Source organism: Ruegeria sp. 6PALISEP08, assembly GCF_001238295.1.
In the GTDB taxonomy this organism is placed as follows: domain Bacteria; phylum Pseudomonadota; class Alphaproteobacteria; order Rhodobacterales; family Rhodobacteraceae; genus Ruegeria.
In genome coordinates this window covers 599033-608162 of record NZ_LGXZ01000001.1, presented here as the reverse complement: position 1 = coordinate 608162, position 9130 = coordinate 599033, and the positions used below count along the sequence as shown (strand labels likewise).

9 protein-coding genes and 1 pseudogene are annotated in these 9130 nt (G+C 54.4%); 5 read left to right on the top strand and 5 right to left on the bottom strand.

What is annotated here, in order from left to right; all coding sequences use genetic code 11:
- Window positions 1-1302 precede the first annotated feature (1302 nt).
- The 3 genes and pseudogenes from ALB80_RS03115 to ALB80_RS03105 form a co-directional block, all read right to left on the bottom strand.
- Window positions 1303-2465, bottom strand: a pseudogene (locus tag ALB80_RS03115) (M20 aminoacylase family protein).
- Between the two features lie 180 nt (window positions 2466-2645).
- Complete coding sequence (locus ALB80_RS03110) at window positions 2646-3155, bottom strand: hypothetical protein (RefSeq protein ID WP_157054129.1); 510 nt, start codon at window positions 3153-3155, stop codon at window positions 2646-2648.
- A 97-nt stretch (window positions 3156-3252) separates the two neighbouring features.
- On the bottom strand, window positions 3253-4017 hold the full coding sequence (locus ALB80_RS03105; RefSeq protein WP_371255945.1) for a tyrosine-type recombinase/integrase: 765 nt from the start codon (window positions 4015-4017) through the stop codon (window positions 3253-3255).
- Here ALB80_RS03105 and ALB80_RS22360 point away from each other — a divergent pair.
- The gene (locus ALB80_RS22360) at window positions 3997-4182 is read left to right on the top strand and encodes a hypothetical protein (RefSeq protein WP_172677839.1); all 186 of its coding nucleotides are present in this window, start codon (window positions 3997-3999) and stop codon (window positions 4180-4182) included. The genes ALB80_RS03105 and ALB80_RS22360 overlap by 21 nt on opposite strands.
- On the opposite strand, the gene ALB80_RS22860 is transcribed toward ALB80_RS22360, so the two are convergent.
- Window positions 4162-4452 (bottom strand): Arm DNA-binding domain-containing protein, encoded by a 291-nt coding sequence (locus ALB80_RS22860; protein WP_083445167.1) that lies wholly within the window; start codon window positions 4450-4452, stop codon window positions 4162-4164. The two genes, ALB80_RS22360 and ALB80_RS22860, sit on opposite strands and share 21 nt — an antisense overlap.
- A gap of 194 nt (window positions 4453-4646) precedes the next feature.
- Window positions 4647-5669, bottom strand: coding sequence for a LacI family DNA-binding transcriptional regulator (locus tag ALB80_RS03100; protein ID WP_050602531.1), 1023 nt, complete (start codon window positions 5667-5669; stop codon window positions 4647-4649).
- Between the two features lie 136 nt (window positions 5670-5805).
- Between ALB80_RS03100 and ALB80_RS03095 the strand changes: the two genes are divergently transcribed.
- The 4 genes from ALB80_RS03095 to ALB80_RS03080 all read left to right on the top strand — a co-directional run bounded on the left by ALB80_RS03095 (window position 5806) and on the right by ALB80_RS03080 (window position 9125).
- Complete coding sequence (locus ALB80_RS03095) at window positions 5806-5991, top strand: hypothetical protein (protein WP_050602530.1); 186 nt, start codon at window positions 5806-5808, stop codon at window positions 5989-5991.
- A 24-nt stretch (window positions 5992-6015) separates the two neighbouring features.
- The gene (locus ALB80_RS03090; protein ID WP_050602529.1) at window positions 6016-7161 is read left to right on the top strand and encodes a TRAP transporter substrate-binding protein; all 1146 of its coding nucleotides are present in this window, start codon (window positions 6016-6018) and stop codon (window positions 7159-7161) included.
- Window positions 7162-7272: 111 nt separating this feature from the next.
- A complete protein-coding gene (locus ALB80_RS03085) occupies window positions 7273-7785 on the top strand; it encodes a TRAP transporter small permease (protein ID WP_050602528.1) in 513 nt (170 codons plus the stop codon).
- A gap of 11 nt (window positions 7786-7796) precedes the next feature.
- A complete protein-coding gene (locus ALB80_RS03080) occupies window positions 7797-9125 on the top strand; it encodes a TRAP transporter large permease (protein ID WP_050602527.1) in 1329 nt (442 codons plus the stop codon).
- Window positions 9126-9130 lie beyond the last annotated feature (5 nt).

Here is a 9130-nt window from a genome sequence, read left to right as displayed (position 1 = left end):
GAGCAATCGTAGGGGCTGGCTGAGGGGGGTCGGGCCAGCCCCTATCTTCATCACGAGGGGGTAAGTCGATAATTTGATCCCACACTACTCAATTGGCGTCTTGCCCAAAATTGGGGGATTCCCGTAATGCAGCAAGCTCAGTCGAAATAGTCTGTTTCCAAAGTGCGAACGGTAAGTTTCAGAATGAGCCGTGGACACAACTTTGCCACAATGCGATCCTCTTCCCGTGGGCGGCACGTGAAGGTTTTTGGGTGATCCGGTCTTACTAGCCGGATTTTAGGGGGTTGTTGAGTTCGGCGTGTCGCCCCACGAGCTTTTCATTATCTGTTCGAAGATTGAATTGCGATTTTTGAATGTCAGGGGGCTACCGCACCTTTCATCCCATGGGCGCAATTTGAACAAACGGCAAATCTATCAGAGTGAGGCGGCGCGCCCTGATGGGGATTTACGATTTTAATGAGGGGGTACGAGTTCGGCGCGTCGCAGTTCTCGCAACAATGGGCTAGCGGTCAAATAACTCCTGCCTCTGCGCGGGGCATTTTTTGCGGTATTGTCTCACAAATTCAATACACGGGTGATGGTGGGTATGCGTTTTGATTAAAACAGACGGTCGAGTTTTCGCTGATTAGCTTCATGCTCAAGCATGTGCCGCACAAGGTTTGGTCGATTAAACCATAGGATTTCTTAAACCTTGTCCAATAGACCGTTAGTCGATTGGCAGATTCCGCTTGTTATCCAAATCTGAACGGCAATCTGTTCGTCATTTATCCAAACCGCTCAAACGGTCTAACCGGACGACTCAAATCGTGCCAATCAGCGCAGCGCGGAGCTAAATCCGACGTATTTGGAAAACTACGAACTGTAAGGACAGATTCCTACGCGGGAAGGTGCCGTTGACTACGCGGATACTGCCTTTCCCGTTTGATCGAGCGCGAAGTGAAGAACCCTCTTCAACCTGATCATTTGTTCATGCGAGGCGTGGCTCGCTTTCTAACTGTGGCTACCCTCTCAAAATTCGAAACCGTCTTGCCAGAAATCGTGGCCTATGCGTATTCGATCTGCCAATCGTTTGCGGAAGCGCAAGGCCCGCTACAAGCGGCGACTGCTGCCCGCGGCATAACTGCAATTTTCGAGAAGATCTGCTGCCGATCGAAGCGGCACAGGGCCCATGAGTAGCCGCAAGAAAGAGCATGACTTAAGTGCAAAGTAATCTCTTCCTACTAACCAACTGACGGCAAACCATCTAACCAGGAAATCGGTTTCTTAGTACAGCGGTTGTCGTATTGGGTCAGCTACTCCTGATCAAATTGGCATGCGCCTCTCCGCCATCTCCGCGTACCATGTACTGCCTGCCGGGATTATGTCGTCGTTGAATTCGTACGCCGGGTTGTGCAGGGCGGCGCTGTCACCATTGCCGATGAAGAGAAAAGCCCCGGGCCGTTCGGCCAGCATTTCAGAGAAATCCTCGCCGGGCATGACCGGGTCGAATTCACGGATTACATTGCCGGAAACTGCCTGTGCCACCTTAGCAGCGCGCGCAGCGGCTTCTGGGTTGTTGATGGTGGGTGGCACGCGTGAAGTGTAATCTAGATGTGCTTTTGCGCCGTTTGCTTGCGCCGTCAGTTCGGCAAGCTCGCGTAGGCGTTTTTGCACGATCTCATGTACGTCAGCATCGAAATAGCGCACCGTACCACGCAATTTTTCTCTTCCGGGATAACGTTGAAGGTATTGCTGTCACTGCGCAGTCCACAGGTGGAAACAACAACGGATTTTAACGGATCGATATTGCGTGCCGCGATGGTCTGTAGCGCGGTAATCACCTGCGCAGCAGCCACGGTTGTATCCACCACAATATGAGGTAGCGCCGCGTGGCCTCCCTTGCCTTTGATTGTGAGTTCGAAAAACGCAGTAGCGGCCATTTGCGGTCCGTCGCGCACTGCAAACTGACCAGCTGGAATGCCCGGCCAATTATGCATACCATAAACTTCCTGAATGCCCCAACGGTCCATCAATCCATCGTCAAGCATCGCGCGCGCGCCACCGCTACCTTCTTCAGCGGGCTGGAAAATCAGCACTACGGTACCGTTGAAATTGCGCGTCTCGGCTAGGTATTTCGCAGCACCAAGCAGCATTGCAGTATGTCCGTCATGACCGCATGCGTGCATAACACCAGGATTAGTCGAGGCGTACGATAAACCTGTGGTTTCCGGAATTGGCAATGCATCCATGTCCGCTCGAAACCCAATCGCCTTGCCTGATGTCTGCGTTCGACCGTGAATCACGCCCACGACCCCGGTCCGGCCGACGCCAGAGACCACATCATTGCAGCCAAACTCAGTGAGCAATTTGACCACCTTTGCAGCAGTTCGATGTTCTTCGAACCGCAGTTCGGGATGAGCATGAATGTCCCGCCGCCACTCAGTGATCTCGGCATGCATTTCGGCAAATCTGTTGCGGGCGGGCATGAGGTGCGTCTCCTACTTCGTTCGGTCAGGACTATGGCTATAGGCCGGCACGCCCGCAACAAAATATGCCAAACTCGCCAGGTGAGACTCCGCCTTGAAGCAAGAGCAGCCTTCTGTTCTGTTTGCCTAAACGGCTAGAGTTTCGAAGCCACGAAAACAGAGGCATTGTCCGCAAAGCGGTCAATTGCCTTCGGTCTCACAAACGAAGCCTGATGTTACGCTGACGCGGCTGGTATCGAGCAGAGCCCAATAGCCGCTTTCGACTAAGATTCCATCTGGAAGCATCACGAAAGTAATCACGCTAGCGCCGCGCTCGCCGAAGCTCTCTGACCTGTGGCAAGCATGAAAGCCGTTTCGTTGGTCATTGCACTTGAGCAACCAAGTGCGCTCGATGTCGTGGTCATCCCAGGTAAAAATACCCTGATCACCGTCAATGCTATACGTGTGATTTGGCCTGTCAGGGTGAGTGCAGGACATCTCCAAAGACACTGCCGCAGTACCAACAAGCATCAGAGTGGTTGCAGGTAGAATGATCCGTTGAAAGGTTGACATGCGTCCACTGTGCATCGCTGCCGTTCCGCCTTGCAAGCTCTCTAAATCCGAAGGGCCGCTGGCGGCAACGGCCTTTGCTTTGAATGTCTGCTCCGTCCGCACAACGGTCACGGCCCAAATTTTGACGAACGTCTGCAATTTGGTGTGAAGCTGCAGTTGAATATATGCTTGTTTTCGGGTCTTGCCCCCAGAGTACGCAAAATTTGTTTAATAAACGAACCGAGCCGCTGCCTATCTAACCGCGAAGCTGCAATATCTTGCTTTCGGTCTGGGCTACGAAATCGGCCCATTTCTGCATGAGGACGCGTCGCTTATCCAGCAGATCCGAGCGCGCATAGGACCGCTCCACCTTATTGCCGATGGCATGAGCTAAGGCCGTTTCCGCGGTTTCGAAACTTGCCGTTTCATTGTCCTGAATCCACATCCTGAACGACGACCGAAAGCCGTGTATGCGACCCACTTCATTCAGATGGTTCAGTACCTTCGCCATGGCAACGTCGCTGACGCCTTTATTCGTCCTCGGGCTTGGAAACAGGAAGTCATTGCGGCGTAGTTCGCGGCATATCTCAACCACGTTCATGGCCTCGGTCGATAGAGGGATACGGAAATCCTGCACCTTGCCTCGTTCGCCTTTCATGCGCTCTTTTGGGACCGTCCACACGTCGCCGTCAATCTCATCGACTCGAGCCCCGCGAACGGGCATCCCGCGCTCCGCCGTCAGGATCGTGAAACGCAGAGCTAGGTCAGAGGGATGATGTTGATCCAGCCGCGAGTACAGATCAGGGATCTCTTGCCAAGGCGTTGCGGGCAGGGGCTTTTGAACGCGCTCGACATAACCCAACATATGACGGGCCGCGTCACAGATGAACGGTTCCGCCTCGTAGCCCATCAACTTTGCCTGCCGCAGAACCATGCGAGTGCGGTACATCGCCTTGTCGGCAGTCTCGTGCTTGGTGCGCCAGATCGGTTTCAAGGCATCGTGAATATCGCGCTGGTGCAGGGTGCTGATTCTGCGATTGCCGATCTTGGGGATTACGTGGTTCTTGAGCGGCGAAAATCACATGCCTCGCTTGCCATCGCCGCGCAGACGCTCCTTGCGCCCATCAAACACCAGTTGTGCCATTTCCTCAAACGTAGGGTCGTTCTAGCTGTTTTCTTCCTCTAAGCGCCGACGCTCACGTTCCGCAATCGGATCTTCGCCGCGTTCCGCGAAGGCGGTCCACTTAGATCGTTCTTTACGTGCATCATGCAGGGACATGTCAGGGTAAGAGCCCAAGCCCATATCTCGCCGCTTTCCATTGATCTGGAAACGGAATGTCCAGCGCCCGCCGCTCTGCGACCGCTTTAGGGATAGGTCGCCGCCATCCTGCACGACGCTGCCGGGAGGCGCGTTCTTTACTTGTGTTGCGGAAAGTTGGTTATTTCCTCTTGCCATATCTGCCCCACATTCTGCCCCCCACGTGCGTTGGGTTGATTTGCCACATGATGACACAATTAGCTACAAGTGAAATTTGCAAAATGCAACACGGACAGTGGGTTACGTTCTATTTGCGACATGTTGCAACAGCAACATGGTGCGCGCTACCCGCTCCAGAATCCAGTCTCATGTGTTACGTGGTTTCCCGGCGCTTAAACTGTTGCTGCCTGCAAAGATTCTCGGTTTATCAGTCGTGTAGATAGTTCAACTGAACGACCGGACGCGCTTGTTTCGATCATGTGAATCAATTCCAGCGCCGCTTTTTGCCCCATTTCACGATGAGGGACATGAACCGTGGTCAGCGCGGGCGAAACGATACGGGCCAATTCGATGTCGTCGAACCCTGTGATCGAAACATCGTCAGGCACGCGCAGCCCCATCTCTTGCGCCTGGCGTATTGCACCCACTGCCAGAACGTCGTTGCCGCAAAGAACTGCGGTCGGGGCAGGGGCGTAAGACATGAGATCCCTGAAGGCTTCAGCGCCATTTTCGATTTCATAGGTGGTTTCGACAACGAACAGATCATCCGGCGCCAGTCCGTTCTCGGCCATCGCGTCTTTGATACCCGTGATTCTCAACCGCGCGCGATCGTTACCCTTGCTGATGCCCGAAATTGTCGCAAGATGCCTGTGCCCCAGCGCGATGACCTGTTGAGCGAGGGTATTCATGGCTTGCCGGTTGTCGAATCCGACCGAGGGTGTGCGGTTGGTCGGGTTGAAAGACCAGGCAACCAGCGCTGGCACCTTTTGCCGTTCGAGATAATCATATATCTGCTCTTCACGATCGTGACCGATCAGCAAAAGCCCATCAGCGCCGCGGGCAACCAGTGTTCTGATTTGCTCTTCTTCGGCTTCGGGTCTGTAGGCAGAGCTTGAGACGAGCAGCGTGTAACCGCGTTTGTGTAACTCTTCCTGAAACGCCTGCAATCCGCGCGCAAAAATGGCGTTTTCCATCGTTGGAATGATTGCTCCAATAGTGAATGACCGTTTTGCCGCCATCACGCGGGCTGCGAAGTTTGGCGTATATCCCAGTTCATCAACCGCGCACAAAACACGCTGGCGCGTGGCTTCAACAACCTGTTGCGGATTGTTCAGACACCGCGACACAGTGGCGGTTGAAACCCCCGCAGCCTTGGCAACGTCATCCAACGTCGGTGCGGATCGATGTTTTGACATTTTCAAACCCGTTATTCCGTTTGCCTTAAGTTATGCGTTTTTTGGGGGCGATGGTAGTGCCTATGTAAGCGCTTGCATTTAACATGTAAGCGCTTACAAATAGATTGGTGAGCCGATTCTGTAGGGAGTCCCAAATATGTTTGTCGCAGCATCTGCTGTCGTTTTTGCGATCTACTTCGCCAACGTCGCCCTGGGTGCCTATGCGAACAGCGCGTTTCTTGGGGACGTTGGAGAGATGTTGGTTCTGTTCGCGGCGTCGATCTTGTTCGTTGTCGCAATTCTGAAAAAGGAAGCTGACCGCGACGCAACAGACGGCAGCTGAATTTTTTGCTTGGGAGGGCAATTCATGAACAACGACAAGACCGAACTGGCGTCCGCTGAACGCCGTAATTTCCTGAAGTTGAGCGCAAGTGGTGCGTTTACCGCCGCTTTGGTAGCCGGGGCAGGCGGGGTGTTGTGGTCGTCCGAGGCCGCCGCGCAAACCGCCAAGGAAGAGCGCGAGCGCGAGCAGGCGGCAGAACATGTGATGACTGTGGCCACGGCTTATGTGCTGGGCGCATCACGCAGCTATCCGATCATGCAACTGGACCTGAAAGAGAACATTCAGAACGCCACCAACGGTAAGATCTATGTCAAACTGGCACCGGGCGGGCAGTTGGGTGCAGGTGGTTCACTGGTGCAGAAAGTGCAGGGCGGAACCATTCAGGCTGCGCAGCATTCGCTGTCGAACTTCGCGCCTTTTGCGTCGACCGTTGACCTGATCAACATGCCGTACCTTTGTGGCTCGAACCAGCGTTTCACCAACCTTGTCCATTCGGACACCTGGGAGAACGAGGTTCATCCCAAGGTCGAGGCTGCGGGCTTCAAGGCCCTGTTTTACGTGAATATCGATCCGCGTGTTGTTGCAGTTCGTCAGGGTGGTAACGCCGTTATTACTCCAGGCGACATGAGCGGCATCAAGTTCCGTGTTCCCGGCTCAAAGATGCTTCAGCAATATTATCGCATGGTTGGCGCCAACCCGACACCTGTCGCCTGGGGTGAGACACCTTCGGCCATCAAACAAGGTGTCGCGGATGCGCTTGATCCTTCTGTCGGCGCGCTGTTTGTCTTCGGTTTCAAGGACATCCTGAGCCACGTGACCTTCACGCAGGCGGTGCCGGACAGTCAGGTTTATTCCTGTAATCTTGAGTGGTTCAACTCAATGCCTGCAGACGTTCAGGACGGTATCATGTGGGGGTCTGAAATGACCGCGCATCAAAACCTGTCCAAGGTTCCGTCTGCTCGTGCTTATGCCATGGCCGAGTTGAACAAGGCGGGCGTAGAATTCCACTCGCTCAGCGATGATCAACTGGCCGAATGGCAGGATGCGGGTGGCTATCAGAACGCCGATTGGGACCCGTTCAAGACCGAGCTGGCCGGGTCGATGGAAAACTTCGAAAAGCTGGTCGAAGCCGCCGGAACGCAGGGCAAATACTACGTTCACGACGCATAGTACCCAAACTGTGGACGCCGTTTTGGCGTCCACAACCTTGTCGCACAGACCGACTGCAATACTCTTGCCGTTCCGGGTAAGGGGATCACTGTCCTATCGCCGGGGGATCTGATGACCATTCTTCAAAACCTTGACCGAAACGCAGAGCGCTGGTTGCTGCTCGTGTTCTACGTGATGCTGGTGATCACCATGGCGATCGAAGTGCTGCGGCGTGAGATATTCGCCTATTCTTCAATCTGGGGCGAAGAGATCGTTCGCTATTCCTTTATCTACCTCGCCTGGATTGGCGCGGCTGCGGCGGTCAAGGAACGCGCCCATATCCGTATTGATGTCATCATGCACTACCTCAGTCCTCGTCCCAAGGCGGTGCTGTATATCTTCGGCGATCTGGTGATGTTCGCCGTGGCTGCTATTGCACTCTACTGGTCTTATGAAGCGGTGCATGTTTCAGCAAAATTCGGCTCGGTGACGGATGGTCTGCGGGTTTCAAAAGTTTGGTTCCTGATGGCTGTACCTACCGGATTTGCGCTGATGATCTGGCGACTGATCCAATCCCTGATGCGTGATTTGAAATGTCTGCGAGACGGTACCCCCGTCTTCGAAGGCGACAAGTTGTTTGACTGAGGAGACGCGCAATGCTTTGGAACTCACTCAATCAAACCGTTGAACTGGGCTGGGACTTTTATGTCCCGGTGATCCTGTTCGTTGCTTTGATCGCCATGGCTGTGCCCGTATGGGCCGCCATTGGGTCGGCAGCCATCGTGATGCTGATCATGTCCGGCGACCTGCCGCTAAGCCTGGTGGGCGAGAGCCTGTTCACTGGTATCGATGCCTTTGCTCTAACTGCCGTGCCCCTGTTCATTCTAACCGGGGACGTTCTGGTTCGAACAGGATTGTCGCGTAAATTTCTGGACGTGGCCGAGGCACTGACGTGCTTTGCCAAAGGCGGCTTCGGGTCGGCTACGGTGCTGGTCTGCGGCATGTTTGCTGCAATCTCGGGTTCGGATGCTGCAGGGGCTGCAGCTGTGGGACGAATGACCATTAATCGTCTGGTCGAAAGCGGTTATCCGCGCCCTTATGCCTGTGCTCTGGTCGCGGCAGGGGCCTGCACCGGTATTCTGATCCCACCGTCGATTGCATACATCATCATCGGGCTTGTACTGGGTATTTCCGCCTCGACCCTGTTTCTGGCCGCATTGATCCCCGGTCTGGCCATTCTGGTGTCGATCCTGATCACCAACATCATCATGAACCGTCTATATGCTTATGAAGGTGGTGGACTGATGACCATGAGTGAATGGTTGTCCAATCTGGGCAAGGCCCTGAAATCTGGTTGGTACGCCTTCATCGTGCCGGGTATCATTTTCTACGGCATCTTCTCGGGCCGCCTGACGCCGACCGAGGCCGGTGCGACTGCAGTTGTTGTCACTATCATCATGGGGTTCATCCTGCGCACACTGACACTGGCCGATTTTCCGTCGATGCTGGTCAGTTCTGCCAAGGTAAACGGGGTAATCCTGCCGATCATCGCCTTCTCTGCACCACTGGCCGAGGCGCTGGCGATCATGGGGGTTCCGCAGGGTTTTGTGACCTCGATAACGGCAATGACCGACGATCCCTATCTGCTGATCCTGTTGATGATCGGCATTCTGATCGCTGCGGGCTGTGTTATGGAGACGACGCCCAATATTGTGATCCTGGCGCCGATCTTGAAACCGCTGGCGGATAATATCGGAATGAATGAGATTCAGTTCTGCATAATGATGATCACCGCGCTGGGTGTTGGTTTCATCACGCCTCCGCTGGGTCTGAACCTGTTCGTTGTATCTGGCATTACCGGAGAGTCGATTCTGAAGATTGCCGCCCGGGCTGTGCCCTTCGTATTGACCATGCTGATCGTGGTGCTCTTGATTGCCTACGTACCAGCTGTCTCGACCACCTTGCTTCCTGAAATCTACCAATAGGACCT